The 25087-nt window shown below is 68.8% G+C and carries 21 protein-coding genes; 5 read left to right on the plus strand and 16 right to left on the minus strand.

Annotated features, from left to right (window positions below; genetic code table 11):
- Window positions 1–155 precede the first annotated feature (155 nt).
- The gene (locus HWY45_RS30200) at window positions 156–1691 is read left to right on the plus strand and encodes a S41 family peptidase (RefSeq protein ID WP_059885278.1); all 1536 of its coding nucleotides are present in this window, start codon (window positions 156–158) and stop codon (window positions 1689–1691) included.
- Between the two features lie 113 nt (window positions 1692–1804).
- A complete protein-coding gene (locus HWY45_RS30205; RefSeq protein WP_059566497.1) occupies window positions 1805–2557 on the plus strand; it encodes a HesA/MoeB/ThiF family protein in 753 nt (250 codons plus the stop codon).
- A gap of 50 nt (window positions 2558–2607) precedes the next feature.
- Here HWY45_RS30205 and ptsP read toward each other — a convergent pair whose 3' ends face one another.
- The 7 genes from ptsP to HWY45_RS30240 form a co-directional block, all read right to left on the minus strand.
- On the minus strand, window positions 2608–4377 hold the full coding sequence (ptsP, locus tag HWY45_RS30210; RefSeq protein ID WP_059803462.1) for a phosphoenolpyruvate--protein phosphotransferase: 1770 nt from the start codon (window positions 4375–4377) through the stop codon (window positions 2608–2610).
- 202 nt (window positions 4378–4579) lie between these two features.
- Window positions 4580–4849: an HPr family phosphocarrier protein gene (locus HWY45_RS30215; RefSeq protein ID WP_059566496.1), complete on the minus strand. Its 270-nt coding sequence runs from the start codon at window positions 4847–4849 to the stop codon at window positions 4580–4582.
- A 70-nt stretch (window positions 4850–4919) separates the two neighbouring features.
- Window positions 4920–5390 carry a PTS sugar transporter subunit IIA gene (locus tag HWY45_RS30220; protein WP_059566495.1) on the minus strand — a complete coding sequence of 157 codons (471 nt, stop codon included), beginning with the start codon at window positions 5388–5390 and terminating at the stop codon, window positions 4920–4922.
- A 225-nt stretch (window positions 5391–5615) separates the two neighbouring features.
- Entirely contained in the window at window positions 5616–6581 is a 966-nt protein-coding gene (gene gshB, locus HWY45_RS30225; RefSeq protein WP_059885276.1) for a glutathione synthase, read from the minus strand.
- 36 nt (window positions 6582–6617) lie between these two features.
- On the minus strand, window positions 6618–7907 hold the full coding sequence (gene gshA / locus HWY45_RS30230) for a glutamate--cysteine ligase (protein ID WP_059885274.1): 1290 nt from the start codon (window positions 7905–7907) through the stop codon (window positions 6618–6620).
- Between the two features lie 242 nt (window positions 7908–8149).
- On the minus strand, window positions 8150–9661 hold the full coding sequence (locus HWY45_RS30235) for an ammonium transporter (protein ID WP_059885272.1): 1512 nt from the start codon (window positions 9659–9661) through the stop codon (window positions 8150–8152).
- A 32-nt stretch (window positions 9662–9693) separates the two neighbouring features.
- Window positions 9694–10032 (minus strand): P-II family nitrogen regulator, encoded by a 339-nt coding sequence (locus HWY45_RS30240; protein ID WP_006398175.1) that lies wholly within the window; start codon window positions 10030–10032, stop codon window positions 9694–9696.
- A 353-nt stretch (window positions 10033–10385) separates the two neighbouring features.
- On the opposite strand from HWY45_RS30240, the gene HWY45_RS30245 reads away from it, so the two are divergent.
- Entirely contained in the window at window positions 10386–10637 is a 252-nt protein-coding gene (locus HWY45_RS30245; protein WP_006398174.1) for an accessory factor UbiK family protein, read from the plus strand.
- A 227-nt stretch (window positions 10638–10864) separates the two neighbouring features.
- Window positions 10865–12421, plus strand: a complete 1557-nt coding sequence (locus HWY45_RS30250; RefSeq protein ID WP_059885271.1) for a YifB family Mg chelatase-like AAA ATPase — start codon at window positions 10865–10867, stop codon at window positions 12419–12421.
- A gap of 305 nt (window positions 12422–12726) precedes the next feature.
- On the opposite strand, the gene HWY45_RS30255 is transcribed toward HWY45_RS30250, so the two are convergent.
- Complete coding sequence (locus HWY45_RS30255; RefSeq protein WP_059885361.1) at window positions 12727–13299, minus strand: hypothetical protein; 573 nt, start codon at window positions 13297–13299, stop codon at window positions 12727–12729.
- A 162-nt stretch (window positions 13300–13461) separates the two neighbouring features.
- On the opposite strand from HWY45_RS30255, the gene HWY45_RS30260 reads away from it, so the two are divergent.
- Window positions 13462–13998 carry a peroxiredoxin family protein gene (locus HWY45_RS30260; RefSeq protein ID WP_059885269.1) on the plus strand — a complete coding sequence of 179 codons (537 nt, stop codon included), beginning with the start codon at window positions 13462–13464 and terminating at the stop codon, window positions 13996–13998.
- Between the two features lie 121 nt (window positions 13999–14119).
- Here the strand turns inward: HWY45_RS30260 and HWY45_RS30265 are convergent, their stop codons facing one another.
- The 8 genes from HWY45_RS30265 to HWY45_RS30300 form a co-directional block, all read right to left on the minus strand.
- A complete protein-coding gene (locus HWY45_RS30265) occupies window positions 14120–15475 on the minus strand; it encodes a sigma-54-dependent transcriptional regulator (protein ID WP_059566489.1) in 1356 nt (451 codons plus the stop codon).
- A 56-nt stretch (window positions 15476–15531) separates the two neighbouring features.
- On the minus strand, window positions 15532–17550 hold the full coding sequence (locus tag HWY45_RS30270; RefSeq protein WP_059885267.1) for a sensor histidine kinase: 2019 nt from the start codon (window positions 17548–17550) through the stop codon (window positions 15532–15534).
- 4 nt (window positions 17551–17554) lie between these two features.
- Window positions 17555–18844, minus strand: coding sequence for a dicarboxylate/amino acid:cation symporter (locus HWY45_RS30275; protein ID WP_059566487.1), 1290 nt, complete (start codon window positions 18842–18844; stop codon window positions 17555–17557).
- A gap of 371 nt (window positions 18845–19215) precedes the next feature.
- Window positions 19216–20904 carry a cation acetate symporter gene (locus HWY45_RS30280; protein WP_059885358.1) on the minus strand — a complete coding sequence of 563 codons (1689 nt, stop codon included), beginning with the start codon at window positions 20902–20904 and terminating at the stop codon, window positions 19216–19218.
- An 11-nt stretch (window positions 20905–20915) separates the two neighbouring features.
- A complete protein-coding gene (locus HWY45_RS30285; protein WP_059566486.1) occupies window positions 20916–21221 on the minus strand; it encodes a DUF485 domain-containing protein in 306 nt (101 codons plus the stop codon).
- Window positions 21222–21361: 140 nt separating this feature from the next.
- Entirely contained in the window at window positions 21362–22570 is a 1209-nt protein-coding gene (locus HWY45_RS30290) for a CaiB/BaiF CoA transferase family protein (RefSeq protein WP_059885264.1), read from the minus strand.
- Window positions 22571–22596: 26 nt separating this feature from the next.
- Window positions 22597–23739: an acyl-CoA dehydrogenase family protein gene (locus HWY45_RS30295; RefSeq protein WP_059885262.1), complete on the minus strand. Its 1143-nt coding sequence runs from the start codon at window positions 23737–23739 to the stop codon at window positions 22597–22599.
- 9 nt (window positions 23740–23748) lie between these two features.
- Window positions 23749–24957: an acyl-CoA dehydrogenase family protein gene (locus HWY45_RS30300; RefSeq protein WP_059885259.1), complete on the minus strand. Its 1209-nt coding sequence runs from the start codon at window positions 24955–24957 to the stop codon at window positions 23749–23751.
- Window positions 24958–25087: the final 130 nt, after the last annotated feature.

The following is a 25087-nucleotide window of genomic DNA, read 5'->3' on the forward strand; positions in this document are numbered from 1 at the left end:
CCGCGCGAACCTCCCTGCCCGCGCGCGGTCGAAACGGTTTCGCGGAAGGTTTCATCCCGTTTCGGCCCGTTCCACTGGCAAGTCGGACGAACAGTTATACTTGTCCGCTCCATCCCCGCTACCGCCACGCGCTTCCCGACCGCACCAGACTCACTATGCGAATGAAATTGAAGAACATCGGCCTGATTGCCGCGGGCCTTGCCACGGGCGTGTTCGCCACGCTGCAAGTCTCGGCGTCGGCCGAGCAGACCGTCACGGCGCCGCTTCCCCTCGACCAGCTCCGCCTGTTCGCGGAAGTGTTCGGCCAGATCAAGCGCGAGTACGTCGAGCCGGTCGACGACAAGAAGCTGCTGACGGCGGCGATCAAGGGCATGGTGTCGAGCCTCGACCCGCACTCGTCGTTCCTCGACAAGACCGACTACGAGGAGCTGCAGGAGCAGACGAAGGGCCGCTTCGCCGGTCTCGGCATCGAGATCTCGCAGGAAGACGGCCTCGTCAAGGTGATCTCGCCGATCGAGGACACCCCTGCGTTCCGCGCCGGCATCCGTCCGGGCGACCTGATCACCCGCATCAACGACAAGCCGGTGCGCGGCATGACGCTCGACAAGGCCGTCAAGCAGATGCGCGGCGAGCCGGGCACCAAGGTCACGCTGACGATCTTCCGCAAGAGCGACGACCGCACGTTCCCGATCACGGTCACGCGCGCGGTGATCCGCGTGCAGAGCGTGAAGCTGAAGATGCTCGATCCGGGCTACGCGTACATCCGCATCACGAGCTTCCAGGAGCGCACGACGCCCGACCTGGCCGCGAAGCTGCAGGACATCGCGCGCCAGCAGCCGAACGTGAAGGGCCTGATTCTCGATCTGCGCAACAACGGCGGCGGCCTGCTGCAGAGCGCGGTCGGCGTCGCGGGCGCGTTCCTGCCGCCGGATTCCGTCGTCGTGTCGACCAACGGCCAGATCCCGGATTCGAAGCAGGTCTACCGCGACACCTACGACAACTATCGCCTGCCGTCGTTCGACGGCGATCCGCTGAAGGGCCTGCCGCCGGTCTTCAAGACCGTGCCGATCATCGTGCTGACGAATGCGTATTCGGCGTCCGCGTCGGAAATCGTCGCCGGCGCGCTGCAGGATGCGAAGCGCGCGACGATCATGGGCAAGACGACGTTCGGCAAGGGCTCGGTGCAGACGGTCCGCCCGATGACGGCCGACACCGCGCTGCGCCTGACCACCGCGTACTACTACACGCCGAGCGGCCGTTCGATCCAGAACAAGGGCATCACGCCGGACGTGCCGGTCGATCAATACGCGGACGGCGATCCGGACGACGTGCTCGTGACGCGCGAGGTCGACTACACGAACCACCTCGCGAACACGCAGGATCCGAACGAGAAGAAGGAGCAGGAAGAGCGCGAACAGCGCCGGATGGACCAGTTGCGCGTCCTCGAGGAGCAGAACGACAAGAAGACGCCGGAACAGCGCCAGAAGGACCGCGAGCGCAAGCCGATCGAGTTCGGCAGCGCGGAAGACTTCATGATGAAGCAGGCGCTCGCGAAGCTCGAGGGCAAGCCGGTTCAGGAGTCGAAGTCGCTGCTCGCCGAAAGCACCAAGAGCGCGACCGGCAAGTCGGCCGCGAAGGCCGCGCCGGCATCGAAGGCAGCCGCACCGAAGCCCGCGTCGGCCACGCAGTAAGCGCCGGCCGGCATCCGACGGGCCATCGCGGGAAGACCGCGATGGCCCGTTTTTCATGCGCGCCTAAAATAGGCGGATACCGCTTCGCACCGCATCACGCCCGCTCCCAGCTCATGAACGACGATCAACTTCTCCGCTACTCCCGCCACATCCTCGTCGACGAGATCGGCATCGAAGCGCAGCAGCGCTTCCTCGACGCGCATGCGATCGTGGTCGGCGCGGGCGGCCTCGGCTCGCCCGCGGCGATGTATCTCGCGGCGTCCGGCGTCGGCACGATCACGCTCGTCGACGCGGACACGGTCGATCTCACGAACCTGCAGCGGCAGATCCTGCACGCGACGGCCTCGGTCGGGCGCAGGAAGGTGGAATCGGGGCGCGACACGCTCGCGCAGCTCAACCCCGAGGTGACCGTGCACGCGGTGGCCGAGCGCGTCGACGACGCGTGGCTCGACGCGCACGTGCCGCGGGCGAGCGTCGTGCTCGATTGCACCGACAACTTCGCGACCCGCCACGCGATCAACCGCGCGTGCGTCGCGCATCGCGTGCCGCTCGTGTCCGGCGCGGCGCTGCGCTTCGACGGCCAGATCAGCACTTTCGACTTCCGCGACCCGGCCGCGCCCTGCTATGCGTGCGTGTTTCCGGAAGACCAGCCGTTCGAGGAAGTCGCGTGCGCGACGATGGGCGTGTTCGCGCCGATCGTCGGCATCATCGGCGCGATGCAGGCGGCCGAGGCGCTGCGCGTGATCGGCGGCATCGGCACGACGCTGAACGGCCGGCTGATGATGCTCGATGCGCTGCGGATGGAATGGACGACGATGAAGATCGCGCGCCAGGCGGACTGCCCCGTGTGCGGCGGCCCGCACTGACGGGCGCGATGCACACGCCCGCACGGGCGTGTGCCTGATTCAAAACCTGCTTACGCGGCGGCGTCCGCGCGCGGCTCGGCGGCCGACAGGCGCTTGAGCGCCGACTGCACGTCCTCGGGCTCGAACGCCGCGAGCACGTCGGCGGTCGGCTTCTCGAGCGCCTTCAGGTGCGCACGCAGGATCTCCTGCTTCACGACGAGCAGCTGGCTCGGATGCATCGAGAACTCGGTGAGCCCCATGCCGAGCAGCAGGCGCGTGAGCGCCGGATCGCCCGCCATTTCCCCGCACACCGACACGGGCACGCCCGCGCGCTTCGCCTCGCGCAGCGTGTATGCGATCAAGTGCAGCACCGCCGGATGCAGCGGATCGTACAGGTGCGCGACCGCGTTGTCCGCGCGGTCGATCGCGAGCGTGTACTGGATCAGGTCGTTGGTGCCGATCGACAGGAAATCGACGCGCCTCAGGAACAGCGGCAGCGCGATCGCCGCGGCCGGAATCTCGATCATCGCGCCGACCCGCACGTTCGGATCGTAGGCGAGCCCCGCGTCGTCGAGCTGGTGCTTCGCCTCGCGGATCAGGTCGAGGGTCTGGTCGATCTCCTGCGCGTGCGCGAGCATCGGGATCAGGATCTTCACCGGCCCGAACGCGGATGCGCGCAGGATCGCGCGCAGCTGCGTGAGGAACATCTGCGGCTCGGACAGGCTCCAGCGGATCGCGCGCAGCCCGAGCGCGGGGTTCGGCGCGGTTTCGTAGCCTTCGTCGAGCGCCTCGAGCGGCTTGTCCGCGCCGACGTCGATCGTGCGGATCGTCACCGGCATGCCCTTCATCCACTCGACCGCGCGCTTGTACGCGGCGAACTGCTCTTCCTCCTCCGGCATCTCCTTCTGATGCATGAACAGGAATTCGGAGCGGAACAGCCCGACGCCGACCGCGCCCGCTTCGACCGCCGCCTTCGCGTCGTCGGGCAGCTCGATGTTCGCGTACAGGTCGATCTTGGTGCCGCACAACGTTTGCGTCGGCGAGAACTTCAGACGCTGCAGCTTGCGTTGCTCCAGCGCCTTCTCGGACTGCCGGTACGAATATTCCTCGAGGACGATCGGCGCCGGATCGACGATCACGATGCCCTGGTCGCCGTCGACGATGATCAGGTCGTCCTGGCGGATCAACGCGCTCGCGTGCTGCACGCCGACCGCCGCCGGAATGCCGAGGCTGCGCGCGACGATCGCCGTATGCGAGGTGCGCCCGCCGAGATCGGTGACGAACGCCTGGAACGACTGGGTCTTGAACTGCATCATGTCGGCCGGCGCGATGTCGTGCGCGACGACGATCATCTCGTCGGTGCCCTTCGCGGCGCCGTTGAGCGCCTGCGCGGCGGACGGCGCACCGGCGAGCGCCTTCAGCACGCGCTCGACCACCTGCTCGATGTCGGCCTTGCGCTCGCGCAGGTATTCGTCCTCGATGTCGTCGAAATGGCGCGTGAGCAGGTCGAGCTGCTCGGTCAGCGCCCACTCGACGTTGTAGCGGCGCGTGCGGATCAGGTCGATGGTCTCCTGCACGAGCATCGCGTCGCTCAGGATCATCGCGTGCACGTCGATGAACGCGCCCACTTCGCTCGGGGTGTCGTCGGTGAGATCCGCGCGCAGCGCCTCGAGCTCGCGATGCACCGCCTCGAGCGCCGTGCGGAAGCGCTCGACCTCGGCATCGATCTGATGCGCGTCGATCAGGTAATGCGCGACGTCGAGCGCCGCGGGCGCGATCAGATACGCACGTCCGATTGCGATACCACGTGAGACGGGAATGCCATGCAGCGTGAAGGACACGCGCACCTCCTGTGTACATGAAAAGCCGCGGCACACCGCTGCGATGCGCTTATGACCCCGGATAGCGATTATAAATTCCACACCGCGCGGCTGACTGCATGCAGTGCAGCATTGCGCAGATCGCATCAATCCGGCCGGCGAAAAAAATGCCGCGGGATCCGCGGCATTTTCGCTGGAAACGGCAACGATTCCGTGTCGCGGGTCACTGCCCTTCGCCGAACTTGTCGGCGATCAGCTTCAGGAGCGCGTCCATCGCCTCCGTCTCGTCCGGCCCTTCGGTCTCGATCGTGACCGTGCTGCCGATGCCTGCCGCGAGCATCATCACGCCCATGATGCTTTTCGCGTTGATCTTGCGCCCGTTGCGCGTCATCCAGACTTCCGACTGGAAATTGCCGGCCAGTTGCGTGAGCTTGGCCGATGCGCGCGCATGCAGCCCCAATTTATTGACGATGGTGGTTTCTTGTTGAAGCATGGTTCTCGGTCGGTCGAGGCCGCCGGCGGCGCCCGCCGGCGAAGGGTCTAAAACGGGGAACGCAGTGCGCTCAATGCGGCTCGGTGCGCGGGCACGGCTCCGGCGGAATCGGCGCGCACTGGCCGCAGCCGACTTCGGACGGCGGCGGCGGCGTGCCCGCCGCGACTTCGTGGACGCCCTTCGCGCCGCCGGACAGCGCCTTGTCGACGAGCTTGTCGAGCGGCATCGTGCGGTAGCAGACCGCGCGCACCAGCATCGGCAGGTTGACGCCCGCCAGCACCCGCACGTTCGCGACCTTCGCGAGCTGGCCGGCGATGTTCGCGGGCGTCGCGCCGTACATGTCGGTCAGCACGAGCGCGCCGTTCTCTTCCTTGAGCCGCGCGAGCTCGGCGTGCGCGAACGCCATCACCTGGGCCGGATCGTTTTCCGCGTGCACGTCGATGCAGCCGATGCGCGCGGGCACGCCGCCGTAGATGTGCGCGATGCAGTCCCGCAGCGCGGTGGCGAGCGGCGCGTGCGCAATGATCAGAATCCCTGCCATGTCAGCCTCCGCAAGGCCGCCCCGGGATGGCTGGCCGCCCGAGCCGGGCGCAGCGAACACAGCGAGCGTGGGGGTCGTTTCATTTCAACCTTGCAACAAGTTCCGCCCGGCCGCCAGGCCATCGGCGCGTCCAAACGCGGCGCCGGGCGAGCGGGCATTGTAGCAGGCCGGTCGACACTTCCCGGCGGCGGGGGGCCTGCGCGGCCGCCGCCGGGGTTGCGCGCATCACGCGGCCTGCGCGGCCGCGCGCTCCAGCGCGTCGATGAACATCGCGGCGACGTCGAAGCCGGTCTGCTCCATGATTTCGCGGAAGCAGGTCGGGCTCGTGACGTTCACCTCGGTCAGCCAGTCGCCGATCGCGTCGAGGCCGACCAGCAGCAGGCCGCGCGCCGCGAGCACCGGCGCGACCGTCTCGGCGATCTCACGGTCGCGCGCGGTGAGCGGCTGCGCGACGCCGAGCCCGCCCGCGGCGAGATTGCCGCGCACCTCGTTGCCCTGCGGGATCCGCGCGAGCGAATACGGCACCGGCTCGCCGCCGATCAGCAGGATGCGCTTGTCGCCCGCCTTGATCTCGGGGATGAACTTCTGCGCCATCACCGTGCGTGCGCCGTCGTGGCTCAGCATCTCGATGATCGAGCCCAGGTTCATGCCGTCCGGCTTCACGCGGAACACGCCCATCCCGCCCATCCCGTCGAGCGGCTTCAGGATCACGTCGCCGTGCTCGGCGTGGAACGCGCGCAGGCGCTGCGCGTCACGGGTGACGAGCGTCGGCGCGACGAACTGCGCAAATTCGCCGATCGCGAGCTTCTCCGAGTGATCGCGGATCGACTGCGCCCGGTTGAACACGCGCGCGCCCGCGCGCTCGGCCAGCTCGAGCAGCCACGTCGACGTCACGTACTCCATGTCGAACGGCGGATCCTTGCGCATCAGCACCGCGCCGAACGACGCGACGCGGCGTGACTCGACCGCGCCCGCCTCGTACCACGGCCCGCGATGCAGGTCGTCCGGATCGCCGACCAGCGTCACGCGCTGCACGTCGGCCTCGACGGCGGAACCCGTCCACGCGAGATGGCGCGGCTCGCACGCGTACACCGCGTGCCCGCGCCGCGCGGCTTCCGCCATCATCGCGTAGGTCGAATCCTTGTAGATCTTGAAGCGCTCGAGCGGGTCGGCGATAAAGAGAATGTCCATGCGGGTCCTGTCGTTGCGGTGCCGGCGCGGCGGCCATTACACCTGGATGGCTTCCGGATCGGTCTTTTCCAGCTCGATCGACGACGCGATCAGCGACAGCCGCGCGACGACGCCGTACATGTAGAACCGGTTCGGCGGCGCGGCGCCCGGCTTGGCGCCCGCATCCGGCAGCGCGGTGTGCTCGAAGCCGAGCGGCACGTAATGCATGCCCGGCGCGTTCAGGTTCTGGTCGCGTTCGCGGCCGCCGTGCGTGCGGTAGAAGCCGCCGACCACGTAGCGGTCGATCATGTAGACGACCGGTTCCGCGACCTCGTCGCCGATCCGCTCGAACGTGTACACGCCTTCCTGCACGATCACGTCGCGCACCGCGAGCCCGGCCTTCGACTCGGCCATCTGCGCGCGCTCCGCCTTCGTCATCCGGCCGATCTCGGCCGCGTCGTGCACGGTCATCACGCCGCGCCCCGCGGTGCCGGCGTCGGCCTTCACGACGACGTACGGCTTCTCGCTGATTCCGTATTCGCGGTACTTGCGCGCGATCTTCTTCAGCACGCCGTCGATCGCGTCGGCGAGCGCCTGCTCGCCTTCATGCCCCTGCCAGTCGACGCCCTCGACGTGCGCGAAGTACGGATTCACCATCCACGGATCGACGCCGACCATCTTCGCGAACTTCTTCGCGACGTCGTCGTAGCACGAGAAATGCGTCGACTTGCGGCGCACGGCCCAGCCCGCGTGCAGCGGCGGCAGCAGGTACTGCTCGTGCAGGTTTTCCAGCACGGCCGGGATGCCGGCCGACAGGTCGTTGTTCAGCAGGATCGAGCACGGATCGAAATTCTTCAGGCCGAGGCGGCGCTGCGAGCGCTCGAGCGGCTCGAGCACGATCTTCTGGCCGTCGGCCAGCGTGATCGGCGTGATGTCGGAGATGCTCGGGTCGAGCGAGCCGAAGCGCACGTTCAGGCCGGCCTGGCGCATGATCGTCGCGAGGCGCGCGACGTTTTCCAGGTAGTACGCGTTGCGGGTCGGCAGCTCGGGAATCACGAGCAGGTTCTTCGCGTCCGGGCAGATCTTCTCGATCGCGGCCATCGCCGCCTGCACGGCAAGCGGCAGCACTTCGGGCGGCAGGTTGTTGAAGCCGCCCGGGAACAGATTGGCGTCGACGGGCGCCAGCTTGAAGCCGGCGTTACGCAGGTCGACCGAACAGCAGAACGGCGGCGTGTGCTCCTGCCATTCGAGCCTGAACCAGCGTTCGATCGCAGGCGTGGCGTCGAGGATCTTCTGCTCGAGTTCGAGCAGCGGACCGTTGAGCGCCGTAACGAGGTGGGGAACCATGAATCACTCGCGAGCGGGAGAATGAAGATTGTAGAGCAATTGCTTTGCCCATTTGGGGATTGTTCCCGCATTCACAAGGATTGGGAGGAAGTTTCTGGCTATTGACCTGATAGCGGGCAGGGTTATCCGCTGCCGTCCGCCGCCGCAGGAGAAAAAAAGCCCGCCGGGAAGGCGGGCCGAAGTCGCTGCGCTCATTCGTGGCGGGGGCGGCATCGCGGCCGCCCTCCGCAAATCGTCCGGATTTACTCCACGTGCTCGCCGTGCAGGATCACGTCGAGGCCTTCGCGCTCTTCCTCTTCCGACACGCGCAGGCCCATCGTCAGGTCGATCAGCTTCAGCAGCACGAAACTCAGCACGCCGCTGTAGATCAGCGTGATCGCGACGCCCTTCGCCTGCAGCAGCAGGCTGCCGTCCATCCCGCCGATGTCCTTCACCGCGAACACGCCGGTCAGCAGCGCACCCAGGACGCCGCCCACGCCGTGCACGCCGAACGCATCGAGCGAATCGTCGTAGCCGAGCTTCGACTTGAGCCACGTCGCCGACCAGAAGCAGATCACGCCCGCCGCGATGCCGATCACCAGCGCACCGGCGACGCCGACGAAGCCGGCAGCCGGCGTGATCGCCACGAGACCCGCAACCGCGCCCGACACGATGCCGAGCACCGACGGCTTGCCCTTCGCGATCCATTCCGCGAACATCCAGCCGAGCGCCGCGCAGGCCGTCGCGACCTGCGTCGTCAGCATCGCGAAGCCGGCACGGCCATCGGCCGCGACCGCCGAGCCGGCGTTGAAGCCGAACCAGCCCACCCACAGCATCGAGCCGCCGATCATCGTCAGCACCAGGTTGTGCGGCGCCATCGATTCGCGGCCGTAGCCGACCCGCTTGCCGAGCACGAGGCACGACATCAGGCCCGCGATGCCCGCGTTGATGTGCACCACGGTGCCGCCCGCGAAGTCGAGCACGCCGTCGGCCGACAGCCAGCCGGTCGGTTCCCAGACCATGTGCGCGACCGGCACGTAGACGATCAGCGACCAGAGCGTCATGAACACCAGCATCGCCGAGAACTTCATCCGGTCGGCGAACGCGCCGCAGATCAGCGCCGGCGTGATGATCGCGAACGTCATCTGGTAGACGAAGTAGACCGATTCCGGAATCGTCGTCGCGAGGTGGCTCACGGTCAGCGTGGTCGCCTTGTCGCCCTTCACGTAGTTCATCCCGTGCAGGAACACGCGCGACAGGCCGCCGATGAAGCCGTTGCCCGGCGTGAACGCGAGGCTGTAGCCGACGACCGTCCAGAGCACCGTGATCAGCGCGGTGATCGCGAAGCTCTGCATCACGGTGGCCAGCACGTTCTTCTTGCGGACCATGCCCGCGTAGAACAGCGCGAGGCCCGGGACCGTCATGAACAGCACGAGCGCGGTGGACGTGAGCATCCACGCGGTGTCGCCGGCGCTGATCTTCGACGAATCGACGGAGAACGGCGCGGTGGGCGCGGCAGGCGCGGCCGGGGCCGACGCGGCGGCGGCCGCCGATGCATCGGCGGCGCCCGATGCCGGGGCGGCTGCGGCGGAAGCCGCGGCCTCCGGCGCGGCCGGCGCCGAAGCGGCCGGGGCGGCGGCTGCCGACGCGTCGGCAGCCGTTGCGGCAGGCGCGGACGCAGCCGCGGCGGACGCCGCGTCATCCGCGAGCGCCGGGCCGACACCGGCCGCGATCAGCGAGCCGGCCATCAGCAGGGACATCAGAAGTTTGCGCATCTTGGGTTTCCTCTTGTCGCTCGTCTTGTGTGTTACAGCGCGTCTGCGCCTGTCTCCCCGGTGCGGATCCGGATCACCTGCTCGATCGGCGTGACGAAGATCTTGCCGTCGCCGATCTTGCCGGTGCGCGCGGCCCGTTCGATCGCCTCCACCGCCTGGTCGACGAGATCGTCGGACACGGCGGCCTCGATCTTCATCTTCGGCAGGAAATCGACCACGTATTCGGCGCCCCGGTACAGCTCGGTGTGCCCCTTCTGGCGGCCGAACCCTTTCACCTCCGTCACCGTGATGCCCGAGACGCCGAGCGCCGAGAGCGCCTCGCGCGTCTCATCGAGCTTGAACGGCTTGATGATTGCGGTAATGAGTTTCATGAAGTCCTCTCGCTGGGTTGTCCCGTCGAATTGGTTGGATGTGTGGCGGACTACTCTCCAGCAACTCGCATGCCAAGTCCGCTGCGGACACGCACGAAACCGCGCGGCGGGGCCCGCTTCGGCCGCGAAAAGACGCGAAAGCCCGGCCGAACGGCCAACGTGGGCCGTGTTCTCTGGCGCCGGGCGAGGATCGTTGCTAGAGTGCACGCACGCCCCGGAATGCGGGGACTTTCACCCGTGCGGGCGCCGTGCCCGGAAATCGCGCGCCGCGCGCACCATTTCCGGTCATACGTGCATCACGGGCACGTATGCAACTGAAGATGCACATTTTTTGTGCAATGAAGGGGAATCACATGAAGCAACCCAGCGACGTTTTCAACGACCTGCAGTCGCGCGTCAGCGATCTGCTGAAAAACTCGCCGGCCAAGGATGTCGAGCGCAACGTGAAGGCCATGCTGTCGCAAGGCTTCTCGAAGCTCGATCTCGTCACCCGCGAGGAATTCGACACGCAGGCGCAGGTGCTCGCCCGCACCCGCGTGCGTCTCGAGGAACTGGAAAAGCGCGTCGCGGAGCTCGAGCAGAAGCTCGCCGCTTCGCAAGCCTGACCTGCAAGCCAGACCTGCAGGCCTGACGTACAAGCCTGACCTGCAGGCCCGACCGGGCACAGGCGCGACCGGCGGGCCGCTTCCCGCGGCCCGGCGATGCCTGCGCCAGCCCACGTAGTTCCCGTCGTTCTTTCATCCGCGCCACGCCGGCAAGCGCGCACCGATCTCTCCCTTTTCCGCGACAGGCGGCCGCAAGGCATGCCCGTCCGCCCTACAGGAGCCTCGCCATGTCGCTTGCCGTGGTGCGCAGCCGCGCACCGGCGGCCGGCCGCGCGCCGGACGTCACCGTCGAAGTCCATCTCGCCAACGGCCTGCCGTCGTTCTCGATCGTCGGCCTGCCCGATCTCGAAGTCCGTGAAAGCCGCGAGCGCGTGCGCGCCGCGCTGCAGAACTGCGGCTTCGAATTCCCCGTGCGCCGCATCACCGTCAATCTCGCGCCCGCCGACCTGCCGAAGGAATCGGGCCGCTTCGACCTGCCGATCGCGCTCGGCATCCTCGCCGCGAACGGCCAGATTCCGGCCGACGCGCTGCTGGGCCGCGAATTCGCCGGCGAGTTGTCGCTCACCGGCGCGCTGCGGCCGATGCGCGGCGCGTTCGCGATGGCCTGCGGCGTCGCGCGCGACGGGTGCGCGGCCCCCGCCGATCGGGCGGCGCCTCCCCGTGAGCCGGAGCTGTACCTGCCGCTCGACAGCGCCGCCGAGGCGGCGCTCGTGCCGGGCGTGACCGTGTACGGTGCGGCCGACCTGCCCGCGCTGTGCGCGCACCTGGCCGGTGCGCCCGACGGCCGGCTCGCGCCCGTCGCCGCGCCGCCGCTCGATGGCCGGCCCGCGACGGCCGCGCCCGATCTCGCCGACGTGATCGGCCAGCGCGGCGCACGGCGCGCGCTCGAAGTCGCGGCGGCCGGCGGGCATCACATGCTGATGGTCGGGCCGCCCGGCGCGGGCAAGTCGATGCTGGCCGCGCGGCTGCCGGGGCTGCTGCCGCCGCTCACCGACGACGAGGCGCTGACGTCGGCCGCACTGCTGTCCGCAAGCCGCATCGGCTTCTCGCCCGCGCAGTGGCGGCAGCGGCCGTTTCGCTCGCCGCATCATTCGTCGAGCGCGGCGGCGCTGGTCGGCGGCCGCAACCCGCCGCAGCCGGGCGAGATCACGCTCGCGCACCTGGGCGTGCTGTTCCTCGACGAGTTGCCGGAATTCGACCGGCACGTGCTGGAAATGCTGCGCGAGCCGCTCGAGGCCGGCCGCATCACGATCTCGCGCGCCGCCCAGCAGGCGGACTTCCCCGCCGCGTGCCAGCTGATCGCCGCGATGAACCCGTGCCCGTGCGGCTGGCACGGCGATCCGTCCGGCCGCTGCCGCTGCTCGCCGGAGGTCGCCGCGCGCTACCTGCGCAAGCTGTCCGGGCCGCTGCTCGACCGCATCGACATCCAGATCGACGTGCCCGCGCTCACGCCGGCCGAGCTGGCGGCGCGCGCGCCGACACCCGGCGAGCCGAGCGCCGCGGTCGCCGCGCGGGTCGCGCAGGCCCGCGCGCGGCAGCTCGAACGCCAGGGCAAGACGAATCACATGCTGAGCGGCCGCGAAACCGACGACCTCGGCCGGCCGACCGACGACGGCGAGCGCCTGCTGCGCGAGGCCGGCGAGCGCTTCGGCTGGTCGGCGCGCGCGTATTACCGGGTGCTGAAGGTCGCGCGGACGATCGCCGATCTCGCCGGCGACCCGCAGCCGAACGCCGCGCAGATCGCCGAGGCGATCCGCTACCGGCGCGCGCTGACCGCGCTCTGAGGACAAAATCCGGCTGTCAAGACTTGACTTATGCACAATTCCGCGCCTCCGGGCGCGGATTGCATCACCGCCGTGAATATTCGATGGCGATCTCGCATGCCGTTGTTTTTATTGATTTTTCTCAAGCGCCCCACGCACGGGCAATCCGTTCCGGCGGCCGTCCGGCGCGGCTTCGACGCGCATTCCGACCACTTTTCAACAAAGTTATCCACACGCGCTGTGGATAGCCCAAAAACTCCCGCAAAATCCGGCAATTAGCGAACAATGCTGCGAAGCAACTTGCGGTTTCGCGCCCCCTCGCCTCTTCAATCGAGTTTCAACGATCCGAAGAATTGATCGAGCTGCTCCTGCCCGAGCGGCGCGTCGGAGATCACGACCGCCTGGTATGCATGTTTGCCGCGCGCCGCAAGCCGGGCCACGATCGTCTTGCGGGCACGCTCCGGCCCCGCCGCCGCGCCGGCCAGCCGCAGCTCGAGCCCGTTCACCGCGCCGCCCGCCGCGAGCGGCACCGGCACCGAGGCCGTCTGCGGCGCGCCGTCGAGGTTGCGGGACAGCCCGCTGCGCAGGTAGTCGAGCGCCGCGCGCCGGGTCTCGTCGCGCTCGTCGGGCAGCATCACCGTGCCGACCGCGAACACCGCGCCGTCGACGTGCGCCGCCTGCATCCGCATCTTCATCGGCATGCCGCCGATCGCGACCGCATGCTCCTCGACGGTCGGCTTCGCGGGCAGGTCGATCGTGTAGCCGGCGTCGCTGTGCAGCGTGCGCCAGTCGAAGGCCGGCGAGCACGCGGCCAGCGCGGCGCTCGCGCACACGAGTGCGGCGAAGTGCCGCAGCGGACGGAAAAGGGGACGCAGCGAATCGGGGAAGACCTTCGGCATGACGCGGATCGACACGGGCAAAACGTGCATTATGCGTCGAACCGCAACGCCGGGATGCGTGGCGGCCCCCGGTGCGCGTGCCGCATTCGCGCTAAAATGAGCGCCGAATTTCGACGTGTCCGCCCTGTCCCGCGTCATCGACCGTCCTTCGAGAGCCCGCAGATGAACTCCACGCCTCCTTCTTCCAGCCGCCGCGCGAGCCCGATGCGCTACGTCGCGGCCGTCGTCGTTGCAGCCGCGATCGCCGTGGCCGGCTTCTTCGCGTTCAGCGGCAAGTCCAGCGCGCCGGACGCGACCTTCACGCTGCTGTCGGGCCAGAAGATCTCGACCACGGCCGACCTGAAGGGCAAGGTCTACCTCGTCAACTTCTGGGCGACGAGCTGCGCGACCTGCATGCAGGAAATGCCGCAGATGGTCGAGACCTACAACCGCTTCAAGGGACAGGGGCTGGAATTCGTCGCGGTCGCGATGAACTACGACCCGCCGATGTACGTCGCGAACTACGCGCAGACGCGCCAGTTGCCGTTCAAGGTCGCGCTCGACGACGGCAGCGTCGCGCAGCAGTTCGGCAACGTGCAATTGACGCCGACGACCTTCGTCGTCGACAAGGACGGCAAGATCCTGAAGCGCTACGTCGGCGCGCCGCAGTTCGCGGAACTCGACCAGCTGCTGAAGCAGGCGCTCGGCAACGCCGCCTGAGCATCCGCCCGATACCGGCCGACAGGCGCGCAACGCGCGCCTCGCCGCAAGCAGGGCCCCGACACGGACCGCATGACCGGACAGCACCGGTTCCGCGGTCCGTTTCGTTTCAGCGGCCCTTTCAGCGGTCTGTATCGCCTTTCGCCGACAGCCCGTAGCGCTTCATCTTCTCGTAGAGCGTCGCCTTGCCGACGTGCAGCCGGTCGGCGGTGGCCGCGACCGCGCCGCCCGTCTGGTTCAGCGCCTCGGCGATCACCGCGCGCTCGAACTGCTCGATGCGCTCCTTCAGCGTCTGCTCGTTCGCGTCGTCGTCCGCCGCCGCGCCTGCGTCCTGCGGCATGTCGGCGACGCCGAGCACGAACCGGTCGGCCGCGTTGCGCAGCTCGCGCACGTTGCCGGGCCAGTCGCGCTGCATCAGGCTCGCGCGCTGCCGGTCGGTGAGCACCGGCGCCGGGCGGCCGTAGCGCACCGCCGCGTCGAGCATGAAGTGCTCGAACAGCGGCACGATGTCCTCGCGGCGCTCGGCGAGCGGCGGCAGCGCGATCGTCACGACGTTGAGGCGATACAGCAGGTCGCGCCGGAACGTGCCGGCCGCGACCAGCTCGCTCATGTCGCCCTTCGCGGCCGCGACGACGCGGCAATTCACGCGGATCGGCTGGTTAGAGCCAAGCCGCTCGAGCACGCCGTCCTGCAGCACGCGCAGCAGCTTTACCTGCAGCGCGAGCGGCATGCTTTCGATCTCGTCGAGGAACAGCGTGCCGCCGGACGCGTATTCGAGCTTGCCGACCCGGCGCTTCGCGGCGCCCGTGAACGCGCCCGGCTCGTAGCCGAACATCTCCGATTCGAACATCGGCTCGGGCAGCGCACCGCAGTTCACCGCGATGAACGGCTTGTCGCGGCGCGGCGACAGCTCGTGCAGGCTGCGTGCGATCAGCTCCTTGCCGGCGCCCGTGTCGCCGTTGATGAGCACCGACGCATCGGTCGGCGCGACGTTCGCGATCAGCCGCCGCACCTGCTCGATCGCCGGGCTGCGGCCGATGATGCGCGGCGCGACGACGTTCTGCCCGGCCAGCTCGCGGCGCAGCGCGTGGTTCTCGAGCACCAGCTCGCGGCGCTCGAGCGCGCGCCGCACGGTCTCGATCAGCCGCTCGGCCGCGAACGGCTTCTCGATGAAGTCGTACGCGCCGTCGCGCATCGCCTGCACGGCCATCGAGATGTCGCCGTGCCCGGTGACGAGGATCACCGGCACGTCGGGCACGCGCTCGCGGCACTGCGCGAGCAGGTCGAGCCCGCTCGCGCCGGGCAGGCGGATGTCGCTGACGATCACGCCGGCGGCGTCGCCGACGATCGCCTTCTCGGCGGCCTCGGCCGACTCGAAGCCGGTCACGTCGAACCCCGCCAGCTGGAGGCTCTGCACGCTCGCGCGGCGCACGAGCGCATCGTCTTCGATATAGATCACTTGCAGCCGGTTGGCCATCGTACTTGCTTGCTCCTGATGGGTGCCGCGGCGCTCGGCGCGCGCAACGGGCGCGCTCAGCGCGAGCCCGCCTGCTCGGACACGGAGTCCGGATGATGCGTGCGCGCGCGGCGCAACGTCAAGACGAACAGCGCGCCGCCGCCCGGCGCGTTGCGCGCGGTCAGCGAGCCGCCCGCGTCGCTCGCGATCGACGACGAGATCGCGAGCCCGAGGCCCAGCCCGCGCCCCATTTCCTTGGTCGTGAAGAACGGCTCGAACAGCCGCGGCAGCAGGTCGGGCGGGATGCCCGGGCCATTGTCGCGCACCCGGATCGCGAGCGTCGCGGCCGACGCGTCGATCGCGACCTCGATGCGCGGGGCCGCCGCGCGCGGCGCGGCGGATGACGCAACCGCGTCGAGCGCGTTGCCGAGCAGGTTGATCAGCACCTGTTCGAGACGCAGGTCCTCGCAGCGCGCGACGAGTTCCGGATGGTCGTTCGCGAGATCGAGCGGCGCGGCGCGCGACGGCTCGCCGTCGCCGTCGCGCAGCGTCAGCACCAGCTCGACGCCGCGCAGCCGCTCGCCGAGCAGCGCGAGCACGCTGCGCAGCGCGCGCACGACGAGCGCCTGCTCGTTGCGCGGCCGCGCGCGGCCGACGAACAGCTTCAGCTGGTTGGTGATCTTGCCCATCCGCTCGGTGAGCGCGGCGATCGCCTCGAGGTTCTCGCGCGCGGCCGCCTGCTCGCCGCGGTCGAGCAGCACGCGCGTGTTGTCGGAGAAGCTGCGCAGCGCGGCGAGCGGCTGGTTCAGCTCGTGCGTGATGCCGGCCGCCATCTGGCCTAGCGCGGCCAGCTTGCTCGCCTGGATCAGCTCGTCGTGCGCGGCGCGCAGCTCCTGTTCGGCGCGGATCCGGTCGCCGACCTCCTTCTGCAGCTGCCCGTTCGCCTGCGACAGGTCGGCCGTGCGCTCCTCGACGCGCCGGTTCAGCTCCGCGTACGCCTGCTGCAGCAGCGCGCGGCCGCGCATCATCTCGCGCACGCGCGCGCGGCGCATGCGCCAGTAGAACGCGAGCAGCGCGATCGACACGAAGCCGAAACCGGTGACGATCGTCGCGTTGCGCGCGTCGGCGTCGACAGGCGCGATCGGCGCGAGCGTGACGAGCTGCCAGTCGGGCTCGCCAATGCGGCGCTGCGTCGCGAGGTAGCGCGGCGCGCGGCGGCCGGGCCCGAGGCGCACGATCTGCGCATCCGCGCCGAGCGCGCGCTCGACCCGCAGCGGCAGCGGCGTGACCGGCTGCTGCGCGTACTGGCGGGTTTCGTAGATCGACGCGTCGACGGGGCCCGGCAGCGGCTTCAGCGTGTGGTACTTCCACGCCGGCACCGACGACAGGAACACGACGCCGTGCTCGTCCGCGACGACGAGCGGCTCGGACGCGTCGGCGCCCTGGAACCATTCGAGATTGAGCTTCACGACGACGACGCCGACGATCCGGCCGTCGCGCCACACCGGCTGCGAGATGTAGTAGCCGGGGTCGCGCGAGATCGTGCCGATGCCGAAGAAGCGGCCGACGCGGCCGTTCATCGCGTCGATGAAATACGGGCGGAACCGGTATTCGATTCCGATGAAGCTGTCGGGCGCGCGCCAGTTGCTCGCGGCGACGCACAGGCCGTCCGCGCCGACGAGATAGGTGACGGTCGCGTGCGCGTGCTGGTTGAGGTCTTCGAGATAGCGGTTCGCGCGCGCCGCGTAGTCGGCGCGCTTCGGCTCGGCGAGCAGGTCCTGCACGAGCGGGTGGCTGCCGAGCAGGTACGGCAGCGACTCGTAGCGGTCGAGGGTGCTTTTCAGCGCATTGGTGGTGCGATCGACGCGCACCGCGGCATTGCGCTGCAGTTCGTCGATCCCGCGCTGCCAGGTGAAGGTCCACGTCAGCGTGCACGCCGCGACGAGCGCGACGGCGAGCGCGACGAGAACCAGCAGGCGGCGCTTCACGATGACGGCTTCCTGACGATGCGGATCGCCTATTGTGTCATAGCCGCCCGCACCGCCGCCGCTGCCGCGCGGCGCGCCGCCCGCGGGCGGCGCCCCCTGCTCCTTCATGGCGTCAGACGCCGGCCGTCTCGGTCGCGGCGACTTCGCCGCCGCCCTTCAGCGCCTGGCGCAGCTTGTTGCGGTCGAGCTCCTTCTCCCACGCGGACACGACGACCGTCGCCACGCCGTTGCCGACGATGTTGGTCAGCGCGCGGCACTCGCTCATGAAGCGGTCGATGCCGAGGATCAGCACCATGCCCGACAGCGGGATGGTCGGCACGACGGCGAGCGTCGCGGCCAGCGTGATGAAGCCCGCGCCGGTCACGCCGCTTGCGCCCTTCGACGTCAGCATCGCGACCGCGAGCAGCGTGAGCTGCTGCATCCAGGTCAGTTCGATGTTGGTCGCCTGCGCGATGAACAGCACGGCCATCGTCATGTAGATGTTGGTGCCGTCGAGGTTGAACGAGTAGCCGGTCGGCACCACGAGGCCGACCACCGAGCGCGAGCAGCCCGCCTTCTCGAGCTTTTCCATCAGCTGCGGCAGCGCGGCTTCCGACGAGCTCGTGCCGAGCACGATCAGCAGCTCTTCCTTGATGTAGCCGATGAAGCGGATGATCGAGAAGCCGGTGAAGCGCGCGATCGCGCCGAGCACGACCAGCACGAACACGACCGAGGTCAGGTAGAACGTGCCGATCAGCTTGAGCAGCGGCACCAGCGAGCCGACGCCGTACTTGCCGATGGTGAACGCCATCGCGCCGAACGCGCCGATCGGCGCGAGCTTCGTGACGATGTGCACGATGCCGAACAGCACGCGCGTGATGCCGTCGATGAAATCCGTGACCACGCGGCCGCGCTCGCCGAGGTGCGCGAGCACGCTGCCGAACAGCAGCGCGATCAGCAGGATCTGCAGGATCTCGCCCTGCGCGAACGCGTCGACCATCGTGTTCGGGATGATGTGCATCAGGAAGTCGACCGTCGACTGGCCGTGCGCCTTCGCCGCGTACGACGCGACTTCCTTGCCGTTCAGCGTCGCCGGATCGATGTTGAAGCCGACGCCCGGACGCAGGATGTGCGTCGCCGCGAGGCCCAGCAGCAGCGCGAAGGTCGACACGACCTCGAAGTACAGCAGCGCCTTGCCGCCCACGCGCCCGACCTTCTTCATGTCCTCCATGCCGGCGATGCCGGTCACGACCGTACAGAAGATGATCGGCCCGATCACCATCTTGATCAGCTTGATGAAGCCGTCGCCGAGCGGTTTCATCTCGGTGGCGAGCGACGGATAGTAATGACCGAGGATCACGCCGACGATGATGGCGAAGATCACCTGCACATAAAGCACTTTGTAGAAGGGTTTCTTCTTCACGATGATTCCTGATGAAGGGTAGATGAGCCGATAAGGCGGCGTCACGCGCGCGGGAAGGCGACGAGGAAGGAGGCAATGCCCCCTGAGTCAAACGCCCGCGCGGCTGCCGTGCCGCAACAAGCGATGCCTCAAGACATCCGGGGGAGGAAGAAGGCGTTGGTCATCGGTTGTCTCCTTGCTTGCTGTAGTAGTTCGGCCGGGGGTGGCCGTGCCTTTTGTATTGCAAGGTCGATGCCAGCCGCGTGAAAGCATTCAGGCCGTTGTTTTCATTGTATTTCCCACAATGCGGCAGGCAAGGAAATCCGGGTTTCCGGAAATCCGGAATGCATCCGTCCGGCAATCCGGACGGATGCGGCCATTCATCTGACGATTCAGTGGTGCGCGGCCGGGCCGGCCAGCACGCCCGTCTGCGCGTAGAACTCCTGCCGCGCGAACGCGTCGCGCTCGCGGCGCGCGCGCTCGCCGCGGTCGGCCAGCGAGCCGACGACGATGCCCGCGAACGCGAGCGGCACCGACACGAGCGCCGGGTTGTCGAGGAACACCGGCGCGTGCGCGTGATGCAGCACGTCGACCCACACCGATTTCGACAGCACCGTGAGCGCGACCGCCGACGCGAGGCCGAGGCCGCCGCCCAGCACCGCGCCGCGCGTCGTCATTCCGCGCCAGAAGATCGACATCGCGAGCACCGGGAAATTCGCGCTCGCCGCGACCGCCGCGACGAGGCCGACCATGAACGCGACGTTCACGTGCTCGAACAGGATCGACAGCCCGATCGCGACCGCGGACAGCGCGATCGTCGCCGCGCGCGAGATGCGCATTTCCAGCCGCTCGTCCGGCTTGCCGCGCGCCCACATCTGCGCGTACAGGTCGTGCGAGATCGTCGTCGCGCCGGCGAGCGTGAGGCCCGCGACCACCGCGAGGATCGTCGCGAACGTGACGGCCGCGATGAAGCCGTAGAACCAGTTGCCGCCGACCGCCTGCGCGAGCTTCACCGCGACCATGTTCGAGCCGCCGAGCAGGTCGCGCGTGAGGTTGAACGTGCCGTTCGCGCCGAGCTTGAAGAACTCCGGATGCTGCGCAAGCAGCACGATCGCCGAGAAGCCGATCACGAACGTCAGCAGGTAGAAATAGCCGATGAAGCCGGTCGCGTAGAGCACCGACTTGCGCGCCTCCTTCGCGTTCGGCACCGTGAAGAAGCGCATCAGGATGTGCGGGAAGCCGGCGGTGCCGAACATCAGCGCAATGCCGAGCGACAGCGCGTTGGCCGGATCGCGGATCAGCTTGCCGGGCGCCATGATGCCGAGCGCGCCCGGATGCACGGCCACCGCGCGGCGGAACATCGCGTCGATGCTGAAGCCGAATTCGCCGAGCGCGAGCCACGCGAGCAGCGTCGCGCCGCACAGCAGCAGCACGGCCTTGATCACCTGCACCCAGGTGGTCGCCGTCATCCCGCCGAAGAACACATACACCACCATCAGCACGCCGACGATCAGCTCGGCCGTGCCGTACGACAGCCCGAACAGCAGCTGGATCAGCTTGCCCGCGCCGACCATCTGCACGACGAGGTACAGCACGACGATCGTCAGCGAGTTGGCCGACGTCAGCAGCCGGATCGGCCGCTGCGCGAAGCGGTATGCGACCACGTCGACGAACGTGAACCGGCCGAGGTTGCGCAGCGGCTCGGCGATCAGGAACATTACGAACGGCCAGCCGACGAGGAAGCCGATCGAGTAGATGAGCCCGTCGAAGCCGAACATGAACACCATGCCGGACAGGCCGAGGAACGACGCGGCCGACATGTAGTCGCCGGCGATCGCGAGGCCGTTCTGCAGGCCGGTGATGCCGCCGCCCGCCGTGTAGAAGTCGCGCGTGGAGCGCGTGCGGCGCGCGGCCCAGCGGGTGAGCGCGAGCGTCGCGAACACGAACGCGAAGAACATGCCGATCGCGACGGGGTTCAGTTCGACCTTGTCGGGCATCGGCCCGGCGACGGACACCGCGTGCGCGGCGGCGGGAACGAGCGCCGTGCAGGCGGCGCAAAGCGAGGATAACGAACGATGCATCGCGGCCTCCGTCACGCACGTTCGAGGATCGCGTCGACCGCCCGGTCGAACGCACGGTTCGCGCGCAGCACGTAGCACGCGGTCAGGGCGATCGCGACCAGGATGATCGCGACACCCGCGGCGACGCCGGCGGTGATCGTCGCGCCCCGGTACAGCGGCGCCGCGAGCACGCGCGGCGCGAGCGCGACGAGCAGGATGAAGCCGTAATACGTGGCGATCATCAGCGCCGTCAGCACGAAGCTGAAGCGGCGCCGCGCGCGCACGAGCTGCTGGTAGTCGCGGCGCGCCGTGACCGATTCGATGACGGAAAGCTCCATGGTGTCTCCTTTGTCGACCGGAGTTGGCGCTTGAGCGCTTGCTCCGGTCCCATGCAATGCACGGCGTCGTCCTGCGACGGGTATCGTGTAATGGTCCGGCGCGCGATCCTGCCCGCCCGCGCCGCGGCGTCACCTTCGATTCAGACCACGTGATCCGCGCGCAGCCGCGCGACGTCGCCCGCCGACAGCCCGAGCCAGCCGCCGAGCACCTCGGCCGTATCCGCGCCGAGCCCGGGCGGCGCGCCGCGCACCGGCAGCCGCGCGCCGTCGAAGCGGTACGGCGGCGCGAGCACGTCGACGCCGCCCGCGACCGGATGCGGCTGGCGCGTGACGAGCCCCGCGCGGCGTGCGCGCTCGGACGTCAGCGCCTCGTGCAGGCCGAGCACTTCGCCGCACGGAATGCCGGCGCCGGCGAGCCCGGCCAGCAAGGTCGCGCGCGTGCGGCTCGCGAGCTCGCGGCGAATCTCGGGCAGCAGCTCGGCCCGGTTCTGCGAGCGGCCGAGGTTGGTCGAGTAACGCGGGTCGGCCGCGAGATCGGGCCGCCCGATCACGTCGCAGAAGCGCGCGAACTGCGGGTTGGTGCCGACCGTGATCACGAGCGGGCCGTCGGCCGCGTCGAACACGCCGTACGGCACGATCGACGGATGCGCGTTGCCGTAGCGCGGCGGGTCCTGCTCCATCAGTAGCGCGTCGAGCCCGTAGTACGCGGTGATCATCAGCCCGCAGTCGAACAGCGCCATCTCGATGCGCCGGCCGCGGCCCGTCGCGTGCCGCTCGTACAACGCCGCGAGGATCGCCTGCGCCGAATACATCCCGGTGAACAGGTCGACCGCCGCGACGCCGAACTTCAGCGGCGGCTGGTTTTCCTCGCCGTTCAGCGCCATCAGCCCCGCCTCGCCCTGCACGACGAGGTCGTAGCCGGGGCGGCCCGCTTCCGGGCCCGAACGGTCGTAGCCCGAAATCGCGCAATGCACGAGGCGCGGGTTCAGTTCGGCCAGCGCGTCGTAGCCGAGGCCGAGCTTCTCCGCGCCGCCGAACTTGAAGTTGTGGATCAGCACGTCGGCCTGCGCGGCCAGCTCGCGCGCGAGACGTTGGCCTTCCGCCGTCTGCAGGTCGAGGCAGATCGACCGCTTGCTGCGGTTCACGCTGTTGAAGTAGGTCGTCTCGGTGTCGCCGATGCGCAGGCCCCAGTCGCGCGTATCGTCGCCGCGCGCCGGATGCTCGACCTTGATCACTTCCGCGCCGAAATCGGCCAGCACCATCGCGCTCCACGGCCCGGCCAGCACGCGCGAGAAATCGAGCACCTTGACGCCGGCGAGCGGCAGCGCGGGTTGCGTCGCGTTGTCCATCGTCGTCTCCTCCCTCTTCTGCCTGCTTATTGTTTCGACTGCGGTCTCGACAGCGCGATATAACGCGCGAGATGGTGGTCCTCGTCGCCGAGCTGGTGATCGATCATCACGAGGCGCTTCGCGTAGTGCGACAGCGGCAGCTCCCACGTCATGCCGATCCCGCCATGCAGCTGGATGCTCTCCTCGGCAACGAGCGTGCCGATCCGGCCGATGCTGACCTTGGCCGCGGCCAGCGCGCGCTCGCGCGCGGCACGCGGCGCATCGAGCTGCGCGGCCGCGTTGATCACCGCCGAGCGCGCCTGCTCGACTTCGAGCAGCAGGTCGGCCATCCGGTGCTGCAGCGCCTGGAAGCTGCCGATCGGCATGCCGAACTGCTTGCGGGTGCGCAGGTACTCGAGCGTGTACTCCTTCGCGACGTCCATCGCGCCGAGCGCCTCCGCCGACAGCGCGAGCAGCCCGTAGCCGAGCACGCGTTCGAGCAGCGCCGCGCCGTCGTGCGGATCGCCGAGCGCCGCGTCGGCCGGCAGCGCGACGCGCTCGAAGCGCACCTCCGCCGCACGGCCGCCGTCGATCTTCCGGTAATCGCGCAGCGACACGCCGTGCGCATCGGCCGGCACGACGAACAGGCGGATGCCGTGCGCATCGTCGTCGTTCCCCGCGGTGCGCGCGGATACGACGAAGAACGCGGCTTGCGCGCCCTGGTCGACCACGCCCTTCGCACCGCTCAGCACCCAGCCGTCGCCGCTCTTTTCCGCACGCGTGCGCACGGTGGTCAGCTCGTAGTGCGAGCCCGGCTCGTCGTGCGCGAACGCGGCGCTCGCGCTGCCGGCGATCAGCGCGGCGAGCCGCTCGCGCTGCGCGTCGCCGCCGGCGAGCGCGAGCGCGCGGCCCGCGAGCAGCGCGCCGAGGAACGGCTCGACGACGAGCCCGCGCCCGAGGCATTCGAACACGACCGCGATGTCGAAGCCCGCGCCGCCGAAGCCGCCGTCGGCTTCGTCGAACAGCACGCCGATCGCGCCGAGTTCGGCGAAGCGTTCCCACATCGTCCGGTCGAAGCCCTGCGCCGATTGCGCGATGCGGTCGCGCACCGGGAACGCGTACTGCTCGGCGATGAAGCGGTTCAGCGTGTCCGCCAGCATCCGGCGGTCTTCGGTATGTCGAAAGTCCATGAGCGTTCCTTACAAGCCGAGCATCATCTTCGCGATGATGTTCTTCTGGATTTCGTTCGAGCCGCCGAAGATCGACAGCTTGCGGTTGTTGAAGTACTGCAGCGCGGCGCTCGCGGCCTCTTCCGGCCCGACCGGTTCGCCGTCGTAGTCGGCATCGAGCGCCTCCTCGACGAACGGCTGCGCGTACGGCCCCATCGCGCGCCGCATCAGCGACGTGATTTCCTGGCGGATCTGCGTGCCGCGGATCTTCAGCATCGAGCTTTCCGCGCCCGGTGCGCCGCCGCCCGCGACCGCGGCGAGCACGCGCAGGTTGGTCGTCGTCATGTTCTCGAGCTCGATCTCGACGCGGGCGACACGCGCCGCGAAATACGGATCGTCGGCGAGCGGCCGGCCGTTTTTCCTCACCTTCGCGGCGACCGCGCGCAGCCGGTCGAGCGCGGCCGTCGAGAAGCCGACGCCCGCGATGTTGGTGCGCTCGTAGGTGAGCAGGTATTTCGCGTAGGTCCAGCCGCGGTTCTCCTCGCCGACGAGGTTCGCGGCCGGCACGCGCACGTCGGTGAAGAACACTTCGTTCACCTCGTGCTCGCCGTCGAGCGTGACGATCGGGCGCACCTCGACGCCGGGCGTGTTCATGTCGATCAGCAGGAAGCTGATGCCCTCCTGCTTGCGCACGTCGGTCGCGGTGCGCACGAGGCAGAAGATCATGTTCGCGTAGTGGCCGAGCGTGGTCCACGTCTTCTGGCCGTTGACGATGTAGTGTTCGCCCTGCGCGTCGATGCCCCGCACGGCGCTCGTCTTCACCGCCGCGAGATCGGAGCCGGCGCCCGGCTCCGAGTAGCCCTGGCACCACCAGTCGGTGCCGTCGAGGATGCGCGGCAGCCAGTGGCGCTTTTGCGCGTCGCTGCCGTACTTGATCAACACGGGGCCGAGCATGCTCACGCCGAACGGCACGATGCGCGGCGCGCCGGCGAGCGCGCATTCGTGATCGAACAGGAACTTCTGCGCGACGCTCCAGCCGGGGCCGCCGTACTCGCGCGGCCAGTGGTTCGCGAGCCAGCCGCGCGCATTGAGGATCGCGTGCCATTCGCGCATGTCGTCGCGCGTCAGGTGCAGGCCCCCCTTCACCTTGCGCGAGATGCGCTCGGGCAGCCGGTCTTTCAGGAAGCGCTGCACGTCGGCGCGAAACGCTTCTTCTTCGGGCGTGAAATCGAGATCCATGGGTTCTATATGAACGCGTCCCGTTTGCAACAGTTCTCGTGTGTTACGACAGACAGGATGGGCAGCAGCTCTATATCCGGCCTTGTTGCAGCCGGTACTGCCGCTGCGGGCCCCTATGAAATACGCTGAC

The organism is Burkholderia stagnalis (assembly GCF_902830275.1).
Taxonomy (GTDB): domain Bacteria; phylum Pseudomonadota; class Gammaproteobacteria; order Burkholderiales; family Burkholderiaceae; genus Burkholderia; species Burkholderia stagnalis.

Coding starts and splice junctions, on each gene's coding strand:
- gshB (WP_059885276.1), bottom strand. CDS start 6,581: ATGGACATTCTCTTTATCGCCGACCCGCTCGAGCGCTTCAAGATCTAC.
- HWY45_RS30265 (WP_059566489.1), bottom strand. CDS start 15,475: ATGGCCAACCGGCTGCAAGTGATCTATATCGAAGACGATGCGCTCGTG.
- HWY45_RS30240 (WP_006398175.1), bottom strand. CDS start 10,032: ATGAAACTCATTACCGCAATCATCAAGCCGTTCAAGCTCGATGAGACG.
- HWY45_RS30285 (WP_059566486.1), bottom strand. CDS start 21,221: ATGGAGCTTTCCGTCATCGAATCGGTCACGGCGCGCCGCGACTACCAG.
- HWY45_RS30245 (WP_006398174.1), top strand. CDS start 10,386: ATGAAGCAACCCAGCGACGTTTTCAACGACCTGCAGTCGCGCGTCAGC.
- HWY45_RS30215 (WP_059566496.1), bottom strand. CDS start 4,849: ATGCTTCAACAAGAAACCACCATCGTCAATAAATTGGGGCTGCATGCG.
- HWY45_RS30200 (WP_059885278.1), top strand. CDS start 156: ATGCGAATGAAATTGAAGAACATCGGCCTGATTGCCGCGGGCCTTGCC.
- HWY45_RS30220 (WP_059566495.1), bottom strand. CDS start 5,390: ATGGCAGGGATTCTGATCATTGCGCACGCGCCGCTCGCCACCGCGCTG.
- HWY45_RS30255 (WP_059885361.1), bottom strand. CDS start 13,299: ATGCCGAAGGTCTTCCCCGATTCGCTGCGTCCCCTTTTCCGTCCGCTG.
- HWY45_RS30205 (WP_059566497.1), top strand. CDS start 1,805: ATGAACGACGATCAACTTCTCCGCTACTCCCGCCACATCCTCGTCGAC.
- HWY45_RS30280 (WP_059885358.1), bottom strand. CDS start 20,904: ATGCATCGTTCGTTATCCTCGCTTTGCGCCGCCTGCACGGCGCTCGTT.
- HWY45_RS30270 (WP_059885267.1), bottom strand. CDS start 17,550: ATGAAGGAGCAGGGGGCGCCGCCCGCGGGCGGCGCGCCGCGCGGCAGC.
- HWY45_RS30290 (WP_059885264.1), bottom strand. CDS start 22,570: ATGGACAACGCGACGCAACCCGCGCTGCCGCTCGCCGGCGTCAAGGTG.
- HWY45_RS30300 (WP_059885259.1), bottom strand. CDS start 24,957: ATGGATCTCGATTTCACGCCCGAAGAAGAAGCGTTTCGCGCCGACGTG.
- HWY45_RS30250 (WP_059885271.1), top strand. CDS start 10,865: ATGTCGCTTGCCGTGGTGCGCAGCCGCGCACCGGCGGCCGGCCGCGCG.
- HWY45_RS30260 (WP_059885269.1), top strand. CDS start 13,462: ATGAACTCCACGCCTCCTTCTTCCAGCCGCCGCGCGAGCCCGATGCGC.
- HWY45_RS30295 (WP_059885262.1), bottom strand. CDS start 23,739: ATGGACTTTCGACATACCGAAGACCGCCGGATGCTGGCGGACACGCTG.
- gshA (WP_059885274.1), bottom strand. CDS start 7,907: ATGGTTCCCCACCTCGTTACGGCGCTCAACGGTCCGCTGCTCGAACTC.
- HWY45_RS30235 (WP_059885272.1), bottom strand. CDS start 9,661: ATGCGCAAACTTCTGATGTCCCTGCTGATGGCCGGCTCGCTGATCGCG.